Source organism: Lyngbya sp. CCY1209, assembly GCF_055795065.1.
On record NZ_JAYFER010000700.1, the window covers coordinates 37,879 to 57,506 of the forward strand.

General features: G+C 54.3%; 20 protein-coding genes. 10 read left to right on the forward strand and 10 right to left on the reverse strand.

Translation table 11 applies throughout. The features are described from left to right. Window positions 1-8: 8 nt before the first annotated feature. Window positions 9-836 carry an alpha-1,2-fucosyltransferase gene (locus AC0QHF_RS29060; protein ID WP_324707772.1) on the reverse strand — a complete coding sequence of 276 codons (828 nt, stop codon included), beginning with the start codon at window positions 834-836 and terminating at the stop codon, window positions 9-11. Window positions 837-963: 127 nt separating this feature from the next. Beyond that, window positions 964-1,137 (reverse strand): hypothetical protein, encoded by a 174-nt coding sequence (locus tag AC0QHF_RS29065; RefSeq protein WP_324707773.1) that lies wholly within the window; start codon window positions 1,135-1,137, stop codon window positions 964-966. 168 nt (window positions 1,138-1,305) lie between these two features. Here AC0QHF_RS29065 and AC0QHF_RS29070 point away from each other — a divergent pair, with 168 nt between their 5' ends. The 8 genes from AC0QHF_RS29070 to AC0QHF_RS29105 all read left to right on the forward strand — a co-directional run bounded on the left by AC0QHF_RS29070 (window position 1,306) and on the right by AC0QHF_RS29105 (window position 8,025). Further along, a complete protein-coding gene (locus tag AC0QHF_RS29070) occupies window positions 1,306-3,114 on the forward strand; it encodes a sodium:solute symporter family protein (protein WP_324707774.1) in 1,809 nt (602 codons plus the stop codon). A 517-nt stretch (window positions 3,115-3,631) separates the two neighbouring features. Beyond that, window positions 3,632-3,814, forward strand: a complete 183-nt coding sequence (locus AC0QHF_RS29075; protein WP_324707775.1) for a hypothetical protein — start codon at window positions 3,632-3,634, stop codon at window positions 3,812-3,814. Beyond that, window positions 3,807-4,283, forward strand: coding sequence for a GNAT family N-acetyltransferase (locus AC0QHF_RS29080; protein WP_324707776.1), 477 nt, complete (start codon window positions 3,807-3,809; stop codon window positions 4,281-4,283). Before AC0QHF_RS29075 ends, AC0QHF_RS29080 begins: the two co-directional genes overlap by 8 nt. A gap of 125 nt (window positions 4,284-4,408) precedes the next feature. Continuing rightward, window positions 4,409-5,152: a HEAT repeat domain-containing protein gene (locus AC0QHF_RS29085; protein ID WP_324707777.1), complete on the forward strand. Its 744-nt coding sequence runs from the start codon at window positions 4,409-4,411 to the stop codon at window positions 5,150-5,152. 204 nt (window positions 5,153-5,356) lie between these two features. Beyond that, window positions 5,357-5,992, forward strand: a complete 636-nt coding sequence (locus AC0QHF_RS29090) for a molybdenum cofactor guanylyltransferase (RefSeq protein ID WP_324707778.1) — start codon at window positions 5,357-5,359, stop codon at window positions 5,990-5,992. A 101-nt stretch (window positions 5,993-6,093) separates the two neighbouring features. Then, entirely contained in the window at window positions 6,094-6,294 is a 201-nt protein-coding gene (locus tag AC0QHF_RS29095; RefSeq protein ID WP_324707779.1) for a hypothetical protein, read from the forward strand. Window positions 6,295-6,309: 15 nt separating this feature from the next. Next, a complete protein-coding gene (locus AC0QHF_RS29100; RefSeq protein ID WP_324707780.1) occupies window positions 6,310-7,044 on the forward strand; it encodes a class I SAM-dependent methyltransferase in 735 nt (244 codons plus the stop codon). A gap of 186 nt (window positions 7,045-7,230) precedes the next feature. Further along, on the forward strand, window positions 7,231-8,025 hold the full coding sequence (locus AC0QHF_RS29105; RefSeq protein ID WP_324707781.1) for a cobalt-precorrin-6A reductase: 795 nt from the start codon (window positions 7,231-7,233) through the stop codon (window positions 8,023-8,025). Here the strand turns inward: AC0QHF_RS29105 and AC0QHF_RS29110 are convergent. The 8 genes from AC0QHF_RS29110 to AC0QHF_RS29145 form a co-directional block, all read right to left on the reverse strand. Continuing rightward, on the reverse strand, window positions 8,022-8,675 hold the full coding sequence (locus AC0QHF_RS29110; RefSeq protein ID WP_324707782.1) for a Uma2 family endonuclease: 654 nt from the start codon (window positions 8,673-8,675) through the stop codon (window positions 8,022-8,024). The two genes, AC0QHF_RS29105 and AC0QHF_RS29110, sit on opposite strands and share 4 nt — an antisense overlap. Window positions 8,676-8,749: 74 nt before the next feature. Then, entirely contained in the window at window positions 8,750-10,261 is a 1,512-nt protein-coding gene (locus AC0QHF_RS29115; RefSeq protein WP_324707783.1) for a hydroxysqualene dehydroxylase, read from the reverse strand. 298 nt (window positions 10,262-10,559) lie between these two features. Next, window positions 10,560-12,275: an urease subunit alpha gene (gene ureC, locus AC0QHF_RS29120; protein ID WP_324707784.1), complete on the reverse strand. Its 1,716-nt coding sequence runs from the start codon at window positions 12,273-12,275 to the stop codon at window positions 10,560-10,562. 136 nt (window positions 12,276-12,411) lie between these two features. Continuing rightward, window positions 12,412-13,242 (reverse strand): Rpn family recombination-promoting nuclease/putative transposase, encoded by an 831-nt coding sequence (locus tag AC0QHF_RS29125; RefSeq protein WP_324707785.1) that lies wholly within the window; start codon window positions 13,240-13,242, stop codon window positions 12,412-12,414. A gap of 90 nt (window positions 13,243-13,332) precedes the next feature. Beyond that, window positions 13,333-13,713: an urease subunit beta gene (locus AC0QHF_RS29130; protein ID WP_473113747.1), complete on the reverse strand. Its 381-nt coding sequence runs from the start codon at window positions 13,711-13,713 to the stop codon at window positions 13,333-13,335. An 82-nt stretch (window positions 13,714-13,795) separates the two neighbouring features. Further along, window positions 13,796-14,098 carry an urease subunit gamma gene (gene ureA / locus AC0QHF_RS29135; protein ID WP_324707786.1) on the reverse strand — a complete coding sequence of 101 codons (303 nt, stop codon included), beginning with the start codon at window positions 14,096-14,098 and terminating at the stop codon, window positions 13,796-13,798. 28 nt (window positions 14,099-14,126) lie between these two features. Continuing rightward, window positions 14,127-14,969: an urease accessory protein UreD gene (locus tag AC0QHF_RS29140; RefSeq protein ID WP_324707787.1), complete on the reverse strand. Its 843-nt coding sequence runs from the start codon at window positions 14,967-14,969 to the stop codon at window positions 14,127-14,129. 80 nt (window positions 14,970-15,049) lie between these two features. Beyond that, the gene (locus tag AC0QHF_RS29145; RefSeq protein WP_324707788.1) at window positions 15,050-17,107 is read right to left on the reverse strand and encodes a sensor histidine kinase; all 2,058 of its coding nucleotides are present in this window, start codon (window positions 17,105-17,107) and stop codon (window positions 15,050-15,052) included. Window positions 17,108-17,400: 293 nt separating this feature from the next. Between AC0QHF_RS29145 and AC0QHF_RS29150 the strand changes: the two genes are divergently transcribed. Both AC0QHF_RS29150 and AC0QHF_RS29155 read left to right on the forward strand, forming a co-directional pair. Next, window positions 17,401-18,909, forward strand: coding sequence for a cryptochrome/photolyase family protein (locus AC0QHF_RS29150; protein WP_324707789.1), 1,509 nt, complete (start codon window positions 17,401-17,403; stop codon window positions 18,907-18,909). Between the two features lie 455 nt (window positions 18,910-19,364). Next, the gene (locus tag AC0QHF_RS29155) at window positions 19,365-19,595 is read left to right on the forward strand and encodes a DUF2811 domain-containing protein (RefSeq protein WP_324707790.1); all 231 of its coding nucleotides are present in this window, start codon (window positions 19,365-19,367) and stop codon (window positions 19,593-19,595) included. Window positions 19,596-19,628 lie beyond the last annotated feature (33 nt).

Consider the following 19,628-nt stretch of genomic DNA (forward strand, 5'->3'; position numbering starts at 1 on the left):
CCCGGATCTCAGATTGTGATCCAGCTTTTCGGGATCAAATCTTGGGTCGAGTCGGGCAGTTTCAGGGATAAGGGAATCCCCAACCGGCGCAGGCCGAGTCCGAACCACTGCTTGGGGGCGATCGCCTGTTTTTGAGGACTGTCGTTGAGCCAAGCCCCCCACCAACTGAGGGCGTTATTGGCGATGATATTGCGATCGCAGCTCCGCATCAATTCCAAATTTTCCAGTTCCGTCGCGAAGGGCGAATAGACGACGTTTGGATGTTGGAAATTCTGGCGGCACCATTCGAGATCGTCCGAACAGATAACGAAGATCGGGCGATCGCCATTTTTTTGAAAATAATCCATCGCCTTTCGATAATAATTGCAGCCCGGTGAAGTGTCAATCTCCAGACTTTTATCTAACAAAAGATTGCCCCGTTTTACATAAATTGAAATCAATTCAGACCCATCTATCCTCAGCCGATTTGTGAAATGATTAACGGTTTCAGTAATGGCTTGATTTTGGCAGGTCAGTTCTTTTCTAATGATGTCGGCGATCGGTCGGAAATACTTCTCGGATTGAAAGTGACCGCGCAGGTCGGTATCGAAAGGTACGGCTAATACGCCGGGGTCAAAGTGAAAGTGTTTTTCTTGATATAAATTGGTAATTTTTTCTGCCTCCTCCGGGGTGATAATTTCATAATTTCCGATCTTAAATTCTGACAACAAGAAATTTTTGTGGGATACGTTGAGTCGCAACCGGTAATGCCTCTGTAAGGCGATCCGTTTCAAAACGGCATATTGAAACAGTTGCTCCCCCAACCCGTATTTCCCGATCTGCGAATTTGTCACCATAACATCTATCTCCGCCTGGATATCCACCCGAACATGGGGAACGAACGGATCGAATTTTGTCAATTTTGGGGGTTGATATAGCAATCGGCAGTCAACTTTCAGCCATCGGCTTTCGCTCCACTGTCCGTCATGGGGAGGTTTGGGGATTTTCAGATGTCCCGACCGTCCTGGCGATCGCCATACAATGCACCCATAGCTCCGGTCGTGAGGTGAGTCCGGCGATCGCTCCCAAGGGTTCCGATCCGACCGTCAACCGCCCTTCAAAATAAGTGTGTAGAATGCAGCCAATTCGAGGACTCATCTCCAACGGATTACACTTGCAAGATAACAGCATAATTACCGTTTTGACAACTTTTCAGATCGCCGCCGGATCTTTCCGGATCTTCCCCGAGAAACGCGGAGCGGCGGCTAGACGAGATCGGACCGGGCAAAGTATGATAGATCCCCCAAACTCCGGAAACTTCAATTCATGCATCCGATCGACTGGCTGATTGTCCTGATTTACCTGATTTTGACGATGGCGATGGGGCTGTACCTGTCGCGGAAGGGGTCGAAAAGTCTGGCCGATTTCTTCGTCTCGGGGCGATCGCTGCCCTGGTGGCTGGCTGGCATCAGCATGGCGGCGACGACGTTTTCCATCGACACCCCCCTCTACATCACCGGCGTCGTCGCCAACCGCGGCATCGCCGGCAACTGGGAGTGGTGGACCTTCGGCATCTCCCATGTGATCATGATCTACATTTTCGCCAGGATGTGGCGGCGATCGGAAGTGCTCACCGATGCCGAACTGACGGAACTCCGCTACGGGGGCCGGATGGGGGCGATCCTGCGGGGGGTGAAGGCGTTTATTTTTGCCGTTCCCATGAATTGTATCGCGATCGGCTACGCGATGTTGGCGATGGTGAAGGTGGTGGATGCCCTGGAAATTTGGCAGAGTTTGGGTATCGAGGCGGGGGATAATAACCTGAAACTGTTCAGCGTGATCGGCGTCAGCATTTTTGTGTTGATTTACGCGGGTTTAGCCGGACTTTGGGGGGTGGTGGCGACGGATTTTTTCCAGTTTTTTCTGGCATTATTCGGCGCCGTTGTGGTGGCGGCTTTCGCCCTGGGAAGTGTGGGGGGCATTGATGCCTTGGTGGAACAAGTTCCCCTCGCCTCCCCCGACAAAGATATCCTCTCCCTTTTACCCCTGACGGTGGGGGGAGAAAACGGGTGGATTTCCTTCAGCAAAACCGCCGGAATTACGGCGAGCACCTTTTTCGCCTATATCTTTATTCAATGGTGGTCCTGGCGACGGAGTGACGGCGGCGGGGAATTTGTGCAGCGGTTCGCGGCGGCGAAAAATGAGGCGGACGCGGAAAAGGCGGCCTGGACGTTCAATATCATGCACTATGTGATCCGCACCTGGCCCTGGATTTTGGTCGCCCTGGCTTCTATTGTTCTTTATCCTGATTTGGCAGATAAAGAATTGGGCTATCCGAAATTGATGCTGGACTTTCTCCCCGTGGGGGTTTTGGGGGTGGTGGCGGCGTCGCTGCTGGCGGCGTTCATGAGCACGGTTTCGACTTCCATCAACTGGGGGGCGTCGTTCATCACCAACGACCTGTATTTGCGGTTTGCGAACCCGGCGGCGTCTCAGGGGGAGTTGGTATTGGTGGGGCGGCTTTCGTCGGTTCTGGTGACGGTTTTGGGGGCGATCGCGGCATTTTTGGCGACGGACGTGGCGACGGTATTTCGTTTGGTAATTGCCATTGGAACGGGTTCCGGGTTGGTGCTGATCCTGCGGTGGTTCTGGTGGCGGGTGAACGCGGCGGCGGAGTTAAGTGCGATCGTCGGCAGCTTTTTGGTGGGGATGCTGACGAGTCTTTCCCCCGGGTTCAAAATCGAGGATTTCGGTTGGCGGATCATATTCATCACCGCCAGCGTGACGCTGCTGTGGGTGGCGGTGCTGCTGCTGACGGCGCCGGAGTCGGAAGATACCCTGGAAACTTTCTACGAACGGGCGCGACCGGGGGGACCAGGTTGGCGGCGGCAGCGGGTGAAGACGGGTTTATCTCCTGCCCAGGATTTGGAATTGGATTTGCAAAAAGTCCTCGCGTCGATTTTGTTATTGTTGGGGACGCTATTGGCGACGGGCGGATTTTTGCTATTGCAACAAACCGTCGCCTGGGTGTCTCTAATTGTGGCGGTTGTGGGCGGCGTCTGGCTGCGAAAGTTGTCGAAAGCGCGATCGCTCCCCATGCCGCGCCCCGGTTTGGACGATGAGGATTTGATTTAGGGTGTAGCAGACCGGGTTTCTTATCACCCCAAATTCTCTCGCCCCCCTAGTCCAGTAGGGTGGGTTAGGCGCCGCCGTAATTTTTCGGAAAAACCCACAACTTTTCATCGGCGCCGTAACCCACCATTTTTCGCCTTTGTTGTTTTGGACTTTCCGGTTTCTTCGTCCTCAATCTCACCGCCAATTAGAAACCGGGTTTCTAGCGGACTATCGGATTAAGAACGAGGAACTCTCATAGAAACCCGGTTTCTTTTCACCCCCAATTCTCTCGCCCAAACGACACCCGCTTGGGAATCAATTCCCAAGCTAACAGCCAAAATCATCTAAAGATGATTGGGGAGTTTGTACAGAATCTAATATAAACTTGCCCCCTCTGCCCCCTCCGCCCCCTCCGCCTCCTCTGCCTCCTCCGCCCCCTCCGCCCCCTCCGCTCCCCCAGAGCCGCAATTGCCGGAAAAGCGTTACAATTTGTTACGGGATCTTCCCATTTTTCTCATCAACCATTGAAATTTCCGATATGGCTTTTTTCCGTCAGTACATCGCACCGCTGATCGTGGTTCTGATCTTTTTGGTGGCCTTGGTGGCCGTCAGCGCCCGGATTTTCCTGCCGGGAGATTTGCAGGCGCCCGCCCCGGTGGGGTTATTAATTAACCATCTGGGAGAACAGGCGCGGGGGGTGGTTTCGTCGATCCGTGTCTGAGGCTTTAATTTCGGGTTACGATATCCGCCGGGGGTCTGGCCACGATCGCGCCCTATTGGTCAAATTCATGAACCGCACCTACCGGGAACTCTTCCCCGACGGGGAATTTTCCCACCTGGCGCGGACCGTCGATCAGTATTTTTCTGGCCGGACGCCCCTGTGGTGGGTGGAAGCGAACCGGGGGGACAACCCATCCGCGATCGCCTGTCTGTGGATGGGAAGCGCGATCGACCAGGTGACGGGCGATCGCACTTCCCACATTTTCCTCCTCTACGTCCGCCCGGAACACCGCCGCCGGGGCATCGGTTCGGCTTTAATCCAATACGCCGAAACCTGGGCGAGAAACCGGGGCGATCGCGCGATCGGCCTCCAAGTCTTCACCCACAACCAACCCGCCCTCAACCTCTATCAAAAATTGGGCTACCAGTCCCAATCCCTGAGTCTGATCAAACCCCTGTCAGGGGAGTAGGGAGTGGGGAGTGGGGAGTCGGGGAAAAGCTCATGAATTGATAACTATCAATTATCAATTATCAATTATCAATTATCAATTGTTAATTATTCCATCTGCGTTCGCTCTGATGTAAAGTGATTGATATGGAGGATGATGAACTGAGTGTAATTAATTTCCAGCCGACGGCTGAGAGTCCCCTGGACAACTGGGAAGAGGAGGAAGCGCCGAAGCCCGATCCGGAGGAGATGTTGCCGTTGCTCGAATCGCCGGAACCGCAACACCGGATGATTGCGGCGCGGGCGTTTTGCGAACTTCAGGACGATCGCGCGATCGCGCCTTTGATTCATTTATTGCAGGATTCCTGCCCCCTGGTGCGGGTGAGCGTGGCTTACGCTTTGGGCCGAAACCCCAGCCCCGACGCGGTGGAACCGCTGATCGACCAATACAACCGCGATTGGAACGGTTACGTCCGCAAGGGGTTGGTTTGGGCCCTGGGAAACTGCCGCGACGCCCGGGCTTTGGATACCCTGCTGGACGCCCTGAAAACGGACATTCCCGCCGTGCGGCTGTGGGCGGCGAGTTCCCTCGGCCAGATGGCGAAGGTGGGATATGACGTGGTGGTGAAGGCCGTGCCCCCGGTGATCGAGGCCCTGCGGCGGGATGAGGTGGCCGCCGTCCGCAGCAATTGCGCCTGGTCCTTGGGCCAGTTGAGTCGGGAATTGCCCTCGAACGTGGTTTATGCGGTGGCGATCGATGCTTTAATTGAGTCCCTGGAGGAAGATGACGATCTCAGCGTCCGGGACGATGCCAAATCCTCGTTACTGCGGGTCGGCGATCCCCGAGGATTGCAGATTATCGAAGAATTGCAGATGGACGGGTTGATTTAAATTTGGGGAAGCGGGGGGGAAGCGGGGGGGAGCCCCGGCAACCAGAGACGGTTGCCACCACATTATCATAATCAGATAACTGTAGGGGCAGTGCCTCCGTGCCTGCCCTCTGTATCAATTTTTCCCCATTCCCCATTCCCCATTCCCCATTCCCCATTCCCCATTCCCCATTCCCCATTCCCCATCCCCCATTCCCCCAATACAATGAACACTCATTTTCTGACCGCTTTGATCCTGGCGGGGGGGCAAAGTTCCCGCATGGGCCGGGATAAGGCGACAATTGCGATCGCGGGAATTCCCCTGCTGCTGCGGGTGTGTCGGGCCGCGGCCGGGTGTTGCGATCGCGCCTACATCCTCACACCCTGGCCGGAACGCTACCGGGATATCGTGAAGGGCGAATATCCGTTTCTCCTGGAAACCCACCCCGGCGAGGGGCCTTTGGTGGCGTTGGCGGACGGACTGACGCGAATTGATACGGATTGGCTGTTGCTGTTGGCCTGCGATTTGCCGCAATTGCGATCGGACATCCTGCGGCGGTGGACGTCCCGGTTGGAGGAGGTGCCGCGATCGCGTCTGGCGGTGGTGCCCCGTCGCGGGTCGAGGTGGGAGCCCCTGTGCGGATTTTACCGCCGGGAGGCCCTGGAGTCACTGCAAGAGTCTATCGAAACTGGGGGGCGATCGCTGCAACGGTGGCTGAGTCGGGTGGAAGCTGAACCCCTGGCGGTGGGGGAGGCGGAAGCGGAAATGCTGTTCAACTGCAATAGGCCGGAGGATTTGGGGGCGATCGGATCGGCTTCCCCCAAGTCGGATATTTCTGGTACGATAGAAGGCGATCGCTGATGCTATCCGCCCGATCTGCTATTCAATTGACGACCTTTTCCGAAAAGATACAACAGAAAGGGTAGTGATTCTCTAGTTCACTTCTTAGGGCAATTGATCTCATGAATCCCCTTATTCCGATCGCATTATTAATTGTCTACGTCGGTGGAGTCTGGAAATTTTGGTCGGGATTTAACCGCACGAATTTTGAAAAGAGTTTTGGCAATCGCGTCACCCTGTCGCTGTTGTGGCCGGTGCTGCTGATCGCCAACCGTTCCTACCGACAAAACTTTACCAAAGCACTGAAAGGATCGAATCGGTAATTCTCGGAAATTGTAATGTCTAAAACCCCCGATCGCAACCATCCAGAAGGATTTTTCGGCTTGAGTGGCGGCGCGGGTGACGAATGGCAGTCCCAAATTGTCGCCGTCGCCCGCCGTTTCAATCAGGAGTATCGGGGGGAACCGTTCGAGCTCCCGCAGGAGGTGGAGACGATGCCGATTTTTCGCGATCGCGTCTCGGGAGTCCTCCAAGAAAAACTGACGTCTCCGTTTTGGGAAATCGCCAAACCGAAGAAGAATCAACACTGTCTGGATCTCGGCTGCGGGGTCAGCTTTTTGATTTACCCCTGGCGGGATTGGAACGCTTTATTTTACGGCCAGGATGTCAGTTCGGTGGCGCGGGATGCGTTGCTGTCGAGGGGGCCGCAGTTGAATTCCAAGCTGTTTAAGGGGGCGGAACTCGCCCCCGCGCACAACATTCAGTACGATGCGGGACAGTTCGATTTGGCGATCGCGACGGGGTTTAGTTGTTACTATCCTCTGGATTATTGGAAGGAGGTAATCGGCGAAGTTAAACGTGTGTTGAAACCGGAGGGAATCTTCGTTTTTGATGTCCTCAATCCGGAAATGCCTCTGGCGGAAGATTGGGCAATTTTGGAGACGTATTTGGGGACGGAGGTTTATTTGGAGGCGATCGCGGATTGGGAGGAGTTGATTAAAAATTCGGGGGCGAAGGTTGTTAAACGGCAGTCTGGAGAGTTATTTCAAATGTATAAAGTGCGGTTTTCTTAAGTTGGATTTTAACCACAGAGGCACAGAGGACACAGAGAGAGGGAGTCAAAGTCCCCGTATAAATCAAAGCGAAGCATCCTTGGGCTTCCCCCTTACTAAGGGGGACGGGAGGGGGATTGAAGGGGGATTTAGGGGGATTGACTCTGTTTCATTGGATTGAAAATTGCTCTATTAAATTGATTAAATATGGACTCGAATCCTCGGCTGTGGCTGATCGGCGGAACCAGTGAGAGTGCGGCTTTGGCGGGTGCGATCGCAACCCTTCAAATTCCCTTTACCGTTACCGTCACCACTGAATCGGCGAAGGGTTTGTATCCGGTCAATTGTCCGCAATTAAGAATTGTGGTCTGTCAGCTTAATCTTACCACAATTCAGCAATTTTTACAAGAGCAAAACATCGGCGCAATTTTGGACGCCTCCCACCCCCACGCGGCGGAAATTTCCCGGTTGGCGATCGCTGCGTCCCGAGAACGCAACGTCCCCTATTTGCGTTACGAACGCCCCCAAATTCAAGAATTGGATAAAACGACCGAATCGGATGTCCTGCACCTGGACGGCTTCGATACCCTCGTTTCGGGGGATTACCTCGCCGGACAGCGGGTGATGTTGACGCTGGGTTATCGCACGTTACCGAAGTTTAAAATATGGCAGGATCGGGCGGTATTATTTGCCCGGATTCTCCCGTCTTTAGTCTCGCTGGAAGTCGCCCTAAATTCTGGTTTTACGGGCGATCGCATTATCGCCATCCGCCCCCCCATTTCGGCGGAGTTGGAAGCCTCATTATGGCGACAGTGGGGGATTTCCCTGGCTGTCACCAAGGCATCGGGAAACGCCGGGGGAGAGGGGATAAAACGGAAGGTTGCGAGGGAATTGGGAGTGCCTTTAATTATCATCGATCGCCCCAAAATTGCCTATCCTCAATACACGGAAGATCGGGCGATCGCGATCAAATTTTGTCGCCGACATATCCCCGCTTTTTAAAGCTGTTCGGGATCGATTCCTGCCTGCCTCAACCGTTCCTCCAACTGTCGGACTCGGTTTTCGGCTTGTTCCGCCTGTTTTGCCAACTCAACCGGGGTTAAAAATAACTTCCCGTCGGGGCGATAAATTTCTAATTCTTCCGTCCCCAAAACAAAGCGAATTCCTAACCGAGGACTCACCCAATTATCGATTTCATCAATAGCCGTAAAACCGTCCTCGGAACGCAGCCACCCGCAGAAATCGACGGACATGGGATCGTAAAGATAATATTCCTCAACCCCGTATTTCCGATAAAAATCCAGCTTTTGAGCCATTTCCTTCAGGGTGTTGTTGTGGGAGAGAATTTCAAACACCACCTGGGGCGGAATGTCGTTTTCTCTCCACTGCAAATAGGAACGGCGATCGCCTTTCGGACGACCGAAAACGACCATCACATCCGGGGCACGAGAAATCTGATTATTTCCCTCCTCCGGATACCACAACAAATCGCCGACGACGAGGATATCATCGCGATCGGAAAATAGAAAATCGATGTTTTCTTTGATTTTTACGATCCAACGAAATTGAAGGGTATTATCTGCCATCGGCTTGCCGTCGCTTTCCGGGTAAACGATGCCCGACTGTTTCGGAGTTTTAATTTCCTGAACCATCGGATTTTTCTCCAAGCTCAAATGATATTTTATCAAACTTTGATTTTTTTGACAACCCACCAATTCGGCTGACATTACGGCAACCAAAGATCGGGAATGACCGATTTGGCAATATCTCGGACGCTTCGATTCATCTGTCGCAAAACTTGAACGTGGTCTTCGTCCGGTTCGACGGGGATAATCTGGGCTTTTTTGCCGTATTGGAAGCGATCGCAAATCAAATTTGCAGCTTCCAAACCCGTCACATAGGCTTTTTCCTGGGACCAGGAACCGTGGCGGTTGACAATCCAATCCCCACTCATGAAAACGTTCTCAAAACTGGTGGTGGCGGGAAGCATAAATTGGTGGCTACCGGGGAAGAAATGGGTCACGGCTTGGCGGAGGCGAACCACGCTGCGATCGCAAATTTGTGCGGACTTAAAATCGGGAATGCAGGTTTTCAAATACCCGTGGACGATATCCACAATTTCATCGTCGTCGAGGGGTAAAAACTGGTTGGCGTGGTAAAAATCCGCTTCAATGACGGTTCCGGATTCGTCTTTAAATTCGTCGTGGAGGGCGTTTAAATCGAAGAACGTCCAACCCGTCGTCGGGTCGAAACCGAAGCAGGCGTTTGATGGTTTGGGAATGGTAATTTTGCGATCGAACCACAGGCGAGTTGATAAGACATCAATCCCACCCAAGTTCTGAATATTACGGAATTCCGAATGGTTTTGGAGGGCGGAACTTCCGGCGACAATTTTTTTCATGCCGCCAATTCCCACCGCAAAAATAACCGCATCGGCATCGAACTGTTCGTCCCCGCAAATGACGGCCGTCGCCTTTCCGGTTTCGTCCAATTTTAAATCGCTGACTCGCCTGTTAGTCAGGACTTTTCCGCCGGAATTTTCAATAGTTTCTATCCAGGGATTGAAGATGCGATCGCCCACCGTTCCGCGACACCAAACGACATCAAAATCCGGCTGATGTGCCAAAATAAAATAGTACAACATCCCCAAAGCAGCGGCGGCAGAACACTGTTCGCCAGGGGCGAACAAACCCACCAACAACATCGGATTAAATGCTTCGTGATACAGTCGTGCAGAAACGCCGTATTGTTTGAACAATTCCCGGGCGGTGATGCAGTCATAACGCCGCCAAGCCTCCTCGGAATTGTCGAAATCAATCACCGCATATAAAAGGGGCAAAGCGGACAGGCGATCGCTCAAAGGCAACCGTTTAAATTGCGTATAAACAAACGTCCCCAACGGCATCGGAAGACGCGGCAAATCTTGAAAAATCGGAGATTCTACAACTAACCCATCGGGGGAATATTGGGCGGAACGAGTCCAGGGGGTAAATGGATCTAATCGCAATTCTCGGACTAGGGAAAAGATGTTTTGATAGGGATACCAAAACCCGTGAATTCCGGCTTCTACGGAACGTCCGCCGGGAGTTTTCCACCCCGCCACCAAACCCCCCGCCTGGGGACTCGCCTCCAGCAGTGTCACGTCATAACCCTGTTTTGCCAGGTGGTGTGTCGCCCCCAAACCGGCCCAACCCGCCCCGACAACGACGACTTTGGGCGTCTGCGTATTTTCGACCATTATTCCTCCATATTTTTGTTGATACATTATAGCGGTTTTCGCTAAGAGATCCCCCTAAATCCCCCTTAATAAGGGGGACTTTGAGTTGAATTCTCCCCTTAAGAAGGGGGACTTTGAGTTCAATTCTCCCCCCTTCTCCCCCCTTCTCCCCCCTTCTCCCCCCTTACAAAGGGGGGCTGGGGGGGATGGGGGCTGGGGGGGATGGGGGCTGGGGGGGATCTACACTTTTGCCGAAACCGGAAGATCCCCCTAAATCCCCCTTCAAAAGGGGGACTTTGAATCGAAAATTTCGTTATTATCAAAACAAAAAATAACGTTGTGCCATTGGCAAACTTGTCGCGGGTTCGCAGGTCAGTAACTCCCCGTCCGCCCGCACTTCGTAGGTTTCCGGATCGACTTCCATTTGAGGCAAAAACTCATTTAATTTCAGGTCAGATTTGCTCAGATTGCGGGTATTTGAAACCGGAACTAAAGATTTTTTCAATCCCAGTTTTTGCAGAGTTTTGCCTTCCAAAGAGGCTTGGGAAACGAAGGTGAGGGATGTGGCCGCGATCGCACCTCCGAAACTTCCAAACATCGGCCTCATGTGGATCGGTTGGGGGGTGGGAATACTGGCGTTGGGGTCGCCCATTTGCGACCAGGCGATCGCACCACCTTTGATCACCATTTCCGGTTTCACTCCAAAAAAGGCGGGTTTCCACAGGCACAAATCCGCGAGTTTTCCTTCTTCGATAGAACCGACAGAATCGGCAATTCCGTGGGCGATCGCAGGATTGATCGTATACTTGGCGATATAGCGTTTGGCGCGGAAATTATCGTGGGTTTCTCCCTCATTTTCCGGCGTTAATAACCCCCGTTGCACCTTCATTTTATGGGCGGTTTGCCAAGTGCGAATAATGGTTTCTCCCACCCGTCCCATCGCCTGGGAATCGGACGCGATCATGCTGAAGGCGCCGAGGTCGTGGAGGATATCTTCGGCCGCGATCGTCTCCCGGCGGATGCGGGATTCTGCGAAGGCGACATCCTCGGGAATGTTGCGATCGAGATGGTGACAGACCATCAACATATCCAAGTGTTCTTCGAGGGTATTTGTCGTGTAGGGACGGGTGGGATTGGTGGAGGAGGGGAGCACATTTTTCAAGCCGCAAACTTTGATAATATCCGGTGCGTGTCCGCCGCCGGCCCCTTCGGTGTGGTAGGTGTGAATCACCCGTTCTTTAAAAGCCGCGATGGTGTTTTCCACGAACCCGGCTTCGTTGAGGGTGTCGGTGTGAATTGCTACTTGAATATCGTAGCGATCGGCGACATTCAAACAGGTGTCGATCGCCGCCGGAGTCGTCCCCCAATCTTCGTGCAATTTCAAACCCATCGCCCCCGCCATCACCTGTTCGACTAACCCCTGGGGTTGGGCACTATTTCCCTTTCCTAAAAATCCCAAATTCATGGGAAACGCTTCCGCCGCTTCCAACATTCGGTGAATGTTCCAAGATCCGGGGGTGCAGGTGGTGGCGTTCGTCCCCGTCGCCGGCCCCGTCCCGCCGCCGATCATCGTCGTAATTCCAGAGGCGATCGCGGTTTCGATTTGTTGGGGACAAATAAAGTGAATGTGGCTGTCAATTCCCCCGGCGGTGAGGATCTTTCCTTCCCCCGCGATCGCTTCTGTGGACGGCCCGATAATGATATTGATATGATCTTGAATGTAGGGATTTCCGGCTTTACCAATTTTGTAAATTTTGCCGTCTTTAATGCCAACATCGGCTTTGATAATCCCCCACCAATCCAAAATTAAGGCGTTGGTAATCACCACATCCACCGCCCCATCTTCCCGAGAAATGGGGGACTGTCCCATCCCGTCCCGGATGACTTTTCCGCCCCCAAATTTCACCTCGTCGCCGTAGGTTGTCAGATCCCGTTCGACTTCGATAAATAATTCCGTATCCGCCAGCCGCACGCGATCGCCCACCGTCGGTCCGAAGGTTTCCGCGTAGGCTTGTCGATCCATCCGATAACTCATTTTTTACTCCCAATTGATAACGATAATTTTACCTCCTCTCCCTCGGTCGGGGAAAAGCCGTTCTATCCTCCCCATTTTTCAGGGGAGAATGAAACGACCCGGCGGGACAAAAGGGCGAAATAACAGTTGAAAAACGCTATTGATTTTCCTCCGCTTCCCCCGCTTCCGGGCGATCGGCTTGTAATTGTGAAACTTGCTCCAGGGTCAATCCCGTCACCTCGGCAATTTGGGCGATGGGCATCCCGAATGTCAGCAGATTCATGGCCACTTCCATCTTGCCTTCGGCTTTGCCTTCGGCTTTGCCTTCGGCTTTACCTTCGGCTTTGCCCCGGGCTTCCCCTTCTTGCAAGATTTCTTGATAAATAACAGATTCCCGCATAAGTTCCTGCCTCAACAGTCGTTGAATGAGTTCTCTCTCTAATACTAACCCCGCCAAAATCCCCGCCGATGCCGTCAAATCACTCCGCCTTGTCAAATCCTCGATCGCCTCTAGCTCCTGGGCGACGGTCTGCAAAACCCCCGCGCGATCGCCCGTTTGAGCCAATATCGCGAAGGGCAACAATCCCGGCGATGTCAAAAAGGTCGCGACGGGCTGTTCCCACAGACGAATCACCTGAAATTCATGTCGGGTTCCGGGCAGCTCGAACCGGGTTTGATACACCAACGGGGAGGCAGACTCTCGCAGATAAACCACCACTTGACGCATCCGTTTCTGAGGAAAGCGACGAAACACCCGCAGGCGATAGTCCGCCATCCGAAAGGGGATCTCGGCGTCGGGCTGGGTCTGAAATTCGACGTGCAGCACCACCGTCTCGGATTGGAGAAGAATCAGGGCATCTGCCCGCAACGGTTGCAGGGACAGTTCCGTCGGACTCAGGCGCGTCAGAGCGACGGGTTCGCCCAACAACCAGGAGGCGATATCGGCACTGAAGTGCTCGGTCAGGTAGCGACAAACGTTGTCAAACATACTTCATAGTTTACCATTTCATTCTCCGCTGAAAAATGGCTGGTGGGTTCCCGGTGCGACCTGGCAAGGGCGGCGTTGGCTAGAGTCCCATCACTTATTTTTTTTCTTCGATTTTCCCTTTTTATCCTTGTCCTTTTTCTTCTTTTTTTCCCCTGACGCTTTGGGTTCCAATGCCCCATTCACCAAGCCATTAAAACCATAAATTTCGCGACTCCCGGCGATCGCCACCAATTCCACTTCTCGTTCGTCCCCCGGTTCAAAGCGGATGGCGGTTCCGGCGGGGATATTCAGCCGCATTCCCCGGGTCAATTCCCGGTCAAATTGCAGGGCGGAATTGACCTCGTAGAAGTGAAAGTGGGAACCCACCTGCACGGGGCGATCGCCCGCATTTGCTACGGTGACATTGAGCGTCGGGCGACCCGCATTGAGTTCGATTTCGCCCGGTTTTACAATCAATTCTCCTGGAATCATAGCTCCTTTATCAACTTTAAAACGTAGGTAGCACAGGCATCCTGCCTGTAAAAAGCTGGATGGTTATATTAGGGCGGTTGACTTACTGAATTGGGTTGTGTACCGTCACCAACTTGGTTCCGTCCGGAAATGTCGCCTCCACCTGGACTTCTTCCACCATTTCCGGCACCCCTTCCATGACATCATCGCGGGTCAATAATGTGGTTCCGTAACTCATCAAATCCGCCACCGTCCTGCCCTCCCTCGCCCCTTCCAGAATGGCGGCGGAGAGGTAGGCGACGGTTTCGGGATAGTTCAGTTTCAGTCCCCGTTCTTTCCGCCGTTCGGCGAGTAACGCAGCGGTAAAAATCAGTAACTTATCCTTTTCTTGGGGTGATAGTTGCATTCATAACTCCTCAAATTAGGCGATTTTTTTAAACGCTCCAAACTCGGGGTGGCGCGATTTTTTGTCCCGCAGAATTGGGGCGGAGTCCCTGCCAAATTTCGGTGAACCAGGCGATCGCCTCTGCGGTGGAAGGGCCGCGATAGCGACACAATAACCCCGATAAAAGTTGAGTGGCCCCGGCTTCTCCTTTTGCCCCTCTTCGATTCCAGAGGATTCTAACACGATTTAGGGTGTCTTCGGCGACGGGTTGTCCCACCCAGACGAGGGTTGCCGCCACGGGCCATCCGCCCAAACCGTGGGGACTCTCCAAAATTGCCCGATCGCCCGGTAGCCACTGGCGATCGACCCACAGCGGCGATCCATTTTGCCAAACTTCCGTATGCGATCGCCACTCCCCGTTTAAAAATTGTTCCCCCCGGGCGGAACGGCCGAACCGGACAATTTCCCACCCCAGCCAGGTGGCGCCGGGTTCCAACTCCACCCGCAAATCCTGACGGTAAATCGCCCCGTCGAACAGGATCGTTTCCCGGGGAAAATATTCCAAATGAGATCCCGTTTCTAGGCGGATATCGACGGTTTGGGTGGCGGTTTTTCCGGCACTCCGATAAACTTTACTCGCCGCAGCGGTGGTGAATAATGCCCTGGCATCCGGTTTTAAATGGAGGGTTTGGGAGAGGCGATCGCCCCCCACCATTCCCCCGGCCGTGTGCAGGGCCACGCTCTGACAAATCTCCTCGCCGGCGGGATAAAATGGACGCTGTATTTTAAAGGGCGATCGCGCATATTTATCGACAATTTTAGTCGTGCCATTTTGGGGCGCATAAGTGAGGTTGAGAAGGCCGTGCCATCCCGGGGCGATCGGTTCAGTCATGGGGAAAATTTAGTGAATGCCGTCAGTTTTACCTAATTTATAACAGGTGAGGATAAAAATCTAAAATCTAAAATCTAAAATTATTTCTTGACCCGCTTCTTCGTTTTCCGTTTGGGGCGGGCGGGTTGGGCGGAGGGCAAGGCGGTGTTGAGGGTGGGCATGGAAACGATCACTCGAGTTCCGCAGTTGAGGCCGGCGCTGTAGAGTTCGATGCGGCCTTCCATCATCTCCATGAGGCGGTTGGCGATCGCCAATCCCAACCCCACGCCCCCGGCTTCCCGGGTGGTGGAACCGTCCACCATCACGAAGGGTTTGAACAGTTGCGATTGTTTTTCGGGGAGGATGCCAATTCCGGTATCGACGATGGTGACACTCGCCCGTTCCAAAAACGGGGCGGAGTCGGGGGATTTCGACGAAGTGTATGGGAGAGAATTGGGGAGGCGTTCAAGTTGGCTTGAAACGGTGATGCTCCCTTTTTTGGTGAATTTGACGGCGTTGTTGAGGAGGTTGAGAAATACCTGTTTGAGTTTGTCCCGGTCGGCCTGGACGTTGAGAGTTTCGGGGGACAGCATCACTTGCAAATCCAGGTTTTTCTGCTGGAGTTCCAGGGTTTGCAGGGCGATCGCTTCCTGGAGGACTTCGTTGAGGTCGGTGGGTTCGAGCATCAGGGACAACTGGCCCTCTTCGATCAGGGCGATATCCAAAATGTCGTTGACGATGTTGAATAAATGCAGGGCGGAATCGTTGGCCATCTGCAAATACTCCATTTCCTCGTCGCGATCGTCGCAAAACCCCTCTTGAATCAAGTTCAGGGAATTCAAAATCCCGTTTAAGGGAGTCCTCAGTTCGTGGGAGATCACCCGCAGGAATTCGTCCTTGAGTTGGTTGGCGACTTGGGCTTCCCGGGTGGCGAACTCCAGGGCTTGCGCCCGGGACTGGAGGCGATCGACCATCGTCCGCAACGCTTGGGCCAACTGTTCCACCTCGCGAATCTTGAGATTTTGGGGGACCTGCGACGGGGATTCGATGCTGTTGACGCGCTGGGCGTAATCTCGGAGCTTTTCCAGGGGGCGGGCCAGATCCCGGGAGAGGTAGAGGGCCGCGATGATACTCGCCACGATCAAACTGAGGGTGAGTACGATCAAAACTGAATTGATATCCCGCAGCCCGGAGAGGGCATCGTCCAAACTGGCGACGGCCAGGATTACCCACTGACTCTCCGGTGTCCGAGAAATGGGGCTGGGAATGGCGTTGTACCCGGCGAGCAATTCTTCCCCATCCTGTTCAAATGAGAACAGGTGGATGAAGTTGCTGCGGCCGGCCAGGGCGCTGGCGAGCAGGCTCTGAAGCCGGAGCGAGTCCGGGTATTCTTCGATATTCAAGCCCACGGATTGGGGGTTGGGGTGGGCGACGATGGTTCCCGCCTGATCCAAAATCACCGTCGTTCCGGTGAGGGATTTGGGGATCTCGTACCCGCCGAGCATCCAGGAGGATTCCAAACCCAACCCGTAGCGGAGTTGGTTGGTTTTCCCGTCGGAAATGTAAATCGGGGCGACGGAGACCAACCGCAGTTGATTTTCTGGCGTCCGGGGGATGGGTTCGACGGGAGATTGGCCCCCGGTGTCGGGTTCGGCCTCGTCGCCGGGGGGGGTCAAAGTTGTGGTCAGGTCGGGGAGGCCGACATTGAAGATGTAGACTTGGGATTGATTGAGGGTCCAGTTTTGCGGTTGGGAGGCGGGCCACAAGTCCGTGGGCATCTGGCCGATCGCGCGATCGCCGCAGGTACTCGCCACGATGCGATCGGTTTGCAAATCCTTCAGTTGCAGGCAGTTGACGATAAACGGCAACTGGGAGGTGAGTTGTTCGAGAAAGGGTTGGAAGTTTTCCTGTTTTCCCGACTGCAAGACGGAACTGCGGGCCGCGAGAATCAAACTCGACTTCAAAGAACGGGACCATTCGTCGATATCTTGACTTTTTTTGACGGCACTTTCGGTCAAGTTGAGTCGGGCCGTTTCCAGCAACCCCGAGCGAGCCTTACGATAGGTGACGTACTCGCCAATCAATAGGACCGGAAGGCTCAACAGCAAAATCCGGGATAGAAGAAGACGGCGAAAGGAGGATTGACCTAGCTCAGGCATAATTCAAATCCAACTGAAGGTGCAATGCCCAACGGCAGCTCGATTTTCAGGAGTCGTTCGCCCAACTGGTCGGTGTCAACCCGTATAATAAGCTGAATTGGTCAACAACTGAAGTGTGCGATCGCGGAGCGTGCCACGAGGCCGATCGCGGAGCGGATGCGCGGATATGGCTCGGAGTCTGATTTTTGTTGTCACTTCATTATATAGAATCGAGTGGGCGAGCCATTTTTGGGGGGCCGGATTTCTAGCGCCTCACTCCCCCTGGAAAATTTCCAATCCAACCCATAATTGTTATGACAACTGGCATCTGGATTTTAGGCGATCAGCTCTGGCGCGGACAGGCCGCCCTCCGACAGTGCGACCTGTCAGATACCCCCGTCATCCTGATCGAGTCCCTCGCTCGCGCCCGGGTCCGGCCGTACCACCGGCAAAAACTGACGTTGATTTGGTCTGCCATGCGCCATTTTGCGCGGGAACTCGAGGAGTCGGGGGCGGCGGTGACTTACGTCCGCCAGGCCGACGATTTTGAGGTGCCCCTGAATCGTTGGATCGAGGCCAACGATGTCGATGAGTTGTGGGTGATGGAACCGAGCGATCGCCCCTTTGGGGATTTGATTGAAAATTTGCAGTTGCCGATCGCGATTCGCCGCATCCCCAACAATCATTTTATCTGGAGTCGGGCGGAATTTCAGAATTGGGCCGAAAGTCGGAAGCGGCTGGTGATGGAGGATTTTTATCGGCAAGGACGGCGGCGGTTCGGGGTGTTGATGAATGGCGACGAACCCGCCGGGGGACGCTGGAATTTCGACCGGGAGAATCGCAAACCCCCCAAGAATCTCCCCGACAGGCCGTCACCCCCACACTTCGAGCCGGACGACATCACCCGGGAGGTGATGGAACGGGTGCGGGAGTTGCCGTTTCCCCTGTACGGGAGCCTCGACGATTTCGGCTGGGCCGTGACCCGCGACGGAGCCCGGGCGGTGCTGGAGTATTTTCTGGACGAGTGCCTCCCCACCTTCGGCCCCTACCAGGATGCGATGGTGACGGGGGAGGAGACGATGTGGCACGGGTTGATTTCCCCCTATCTCAACCTCGGGTTGCTGCAACCGCTGGAAGTGGTTCGAGCCGCACAAGAGGCTTACCGAACCCGCGATTTGCCCCTCAACAGCGTGGAGGGGTTTGTCCGCCAGGTATTGGGGTGGCGGGAGTACATGGCGGGGATTTACGGCTGGGTGGACGAGGAGTATTTCCAGAGCAACTGGTTCGGACATGACCGCCCCCTGCCGGACTTTTTTTGGGACGGGAGCAAGACGGACATGAATTGCCTGCGTCAGGTGCTCTCCCAGGTGGAGCGGCGGGGGTACGCCCACCACATCCAGCGGTTGATGGTGCTGGCGAATTTCGCGCTGATTTCCGGAATTTCTCCCCAGGCGGTGGAGGATTGGTTTCACGCGGCTTTCGTGGACGCCTACGACTGGGTGATGCAACCCAACGCCATCGGGATGGGACTGTTCGCGGACGGGGGGTTGCTGGCGACCAAACCCTACGCGGCGTCGGCGAATTACATCGATCGCATGAGCGACTACTGCCGGGGCTGCGGGTACGATCGCGGCGATCGCACCGGGGAAAGGGCCTGCCCCTTCAATTTCTTTTACTGGGACTTTCTAGCCCGCCACCGGGACAAGCTCAAGTCCCTGGGGCGGATGAATTTGATGCTGGCCAACTTGGACCGGATCGACCCGGAGGAACTGGACGCGATCGCCGAGAAGGCCGCGGACTGGCACCGGAACTCCCGGGGTTGACGGGGACGCCGGGTCGCTTTTCCCCATTTTGCCCCCGCTTTAAAATTCTTATCTTTTCGCAGATTTTTCCCCAGAAATTCCACAGATTTTCCACAGGCTTTCCCGGGGTTTTCCACAGATTTCGGTTTTTTTTCCACAGGAAATCGTCGCAGAATGACGACCTGCGGTCGAATTGGGGATTTCGCGATCGCCCCCATTGCGACGGGCAAATTTTCGATTTCTTGTAAAGCTCTGTAACAAAAAAAGGGCTGAAAATCCCATTCCGTCGTGAAGTCCGGCCCGCCCGGACGGGGGTTGTAACACTTTGCAACATTGACAACCCCACCCCCCAATAGCACACAATAAATCGACTACCCAATTTTTGGAGTGGCGATCGGAAAGCGGGCCATTCTCCCCTTCCTCCCAGCTTTAAAAATTGCGGATTGTCCTGTACCTTCAACCCTGGGAGCAGTTTCATGAACACAAGTGTGAGCATCTTTGCCGAAATTCCTGAAACGCTGCACGAATCCCTCCAGGGCTACCTCGAAACGCATCCGGACTGGGATCAGGATCGGGTCTTTTCCGCAGCCCTGTCACTGTTTTTGTTGCAAAATGGAAGGAATAACACGCCGGAGGCCCTGCAGAGCTGCCGCCAAGCCGCCCGGATTTACCTCGAAACGCTGTTCCAGTCCGACCGGTTAGCCTAGGACGTCAGCCCCCCCATTTGTCGGACTCCCCGG

What these genes read in the sequence shown, in the direction of transcription:
- AC0QHF_RS29060 (WP_324707772.1), bottom strand. Translation starts at nt 836, where the DNA reads ATGGTGACAAATTCGCAGATCGGGAAATACGGGTTGGGGGAGCAACTG.
- AC0QHF_RS29065 (WP_324707773.1), bottom strand. Translation starts at nt 1,137, where the DNA reads ATGAGTCCTCGAATTGGCTGCATTCTACACACTTATTTTGAAGGGCGG.
- AC0QHF_RS29070 (WP_324707774.1), top strand. Translation starts at nt 1,306, where the DNA reads ATGCATCCGATCGACTGGCTGATTGTCCTGATTTACCTGATTTTGACG.
- AC0QHF_RS29075 (WP_324707775.1), top strand. Translation starts at nt 3,632, where the DNA reads ATGGCTTTTTTCCGTCAGTACATCGCACCGCTGATCGTGGTTCTGATC.
- AC0QHF_RS29085 (WP_324707777.1), top strand. Translation starts at nt 4,409, where the DNA reads ATGGAGGATGATGAACTGAGTGTAATTAATTTCCAGCCGACGGCTGAG.
- AC0QHF_RS29090 (WP_324707778.1), top strand. Translation starts at nt 5,357, where the DNA reads ATGAACACTCATTTTCTGACCGCTTTGATCCTGGCGGGGGGGCAAAGT.
- AC0QHF_RS29095 (WP_324707779.1), top strand. Translation starts at nt 6,094, where the DNA reads ATGAATCCCCTTATTCCGATCGCATTATTAATTGTCTACGTCGGTGGA.
- AC0QHF_RS29100 (WP_324707780.1), top strand. Translation starts at nt 6,310, where the DNA reads ATGTCTAAAACCCCCGATCGCAACCATCCAGAAGGATTTTTCGGCTTG.
- AC0QHF_RS29105 (WP_324707781.1), top strand. Translation starts at nt 7,231, where the DNA reads ATGGACTCGAATCCTCGGCTGTGGCTGATCGGCGGAACCAGTGAGAGT.
- AC0QHF_RS29110 (WP_324707782.1), bottom strand. Translation starts at nt 8,675, where the DNA reads ATGGTTCAGGAAATTAAAACTCCGAAACAGTCGGGCATCGTTTACCCG.
- AC0QHF_RS29115 (WP_324707783.1), bottom strand. Translation starts at nt 10,261, where the DNA reads ATGGTCGAAAATACGCAGACGCCCAAAGTCGTCGTTGTCGGGGCGGGT.
- ureC (WP_324707784.1), bottom strand. Translation starts at nt 12,275, where the DNA reads ATGAGTTATCGGATGGATCGACAAGCCTACGCGGAAACCTTCGGACCG.
- AC0QHF_RS29125 (WP_324707785.1), bottom strand. Translation starts at nt 13,242, where the DNA reads ATGTTTGACAACGTTTGTCGCTACCTGACCGAGCACTTCAGTGCCGAT.
- AC0QHF_RS29130 (WP_473113747.1), bottom strand. Translation starts at nt 13,713, where the DNA reads ATGATTCCAGGAGAATTGATTGTAAAACCGGGCGAAATCGAACTCAAT.
- ureA (WP_324707786.1), bottom strand. Translation starts at nt 14,098, where the DNA reads ATGCAACTATCACCCCAAGAAAAGGATAAGTTACTGATTTTTACCGCT.
- AC0QHF_RS29140 (WP_324707787.1), bottom strand. Translation starts at nt 14,969, where the DNA reads ATGACTGAACCGATCGCCCCGGGATGGCACGGCCTTCTCAACCTCACT.
- AC0QHF_RS29145 (WP_324707788.1), bottom strand. Translation starts at nt 17,107, where the DNA reads ATGCCTGAGCTAGGTCAATCCTCCTTTCGCCGTCTTCTTCTATCCCGG.
- AC0QHF_RS29150 (WP_324707789.1), top strand. Translation starts at nt 17,401, where the DNA reads ATGACAACTGGCATCTGGATTTTAGGCGATCAGCTCTGGCGCGGACAG.
- AC0QHF_RS29155 (WP_324707790.1), top strand. Translation starts at nt 19,365, where the DNA reads ATGAACACAAGTGTGAGCATCTTTGCCGAAATTCCTGAAACGCTGCAC.